1 pseudogene is annotated in these 431 nt (G+C 42.2%); it reads left to right on the forward strand.

The features are described 5' to 3' along the window. Positions 1-54: 54 nt before the first annotated feature. Positions 55-431, forward strand: a pseudogene (locus MMO38_RS16580) (IS5-like element ISAba12 family transposase); the annotation flags it as partial.

Consider the following 431-nt stretch of genomic DNA (forward strand, 5'->3'; position numbering starts at 1 on the left):
GGCTTTGTTGCACAAACCTATCTGTAAAGGGTTTTTCAGCGATATAATTTTCAAATGAAGAAGCCTACACACAAAATCTACCGCACAACCAATTGGCCCGCATATAACCGAGCACTCATGAGTCGCGGAAATATTGCCATTTGGTTTGATCCTGCTACGCAATGGTATGCGCCATCAAAAGGCAAACAAGGGCGAAATCAAACCTACTCCGACGCAGCCATCCAATGCTGCTTAATGATTAAATCCTTATTCCGTCTGTCTTTACGTATGGTCACTGGCTTTGTGCAAAGTCTGATTAAACTTTGCGGATTAAATTGGATAGCTCCAGATTACACCACGCTTTGTAGAAGACAAAAGCATATTGATATTGTAATCAGCTACCAAAAAAGTAGCGATGGGCTGCATCTACTCATGGACTCTACAGGCATGAA

Source organism: Acinetobacter sp. NIPH 1852 (genome assembly GCF_022549455.1).
Lineage (GTDB): Bacteria > Pseudomonadota > Gammaproteobacteria > Pseudomonadales > Moraxellaceae > Acinetobacter.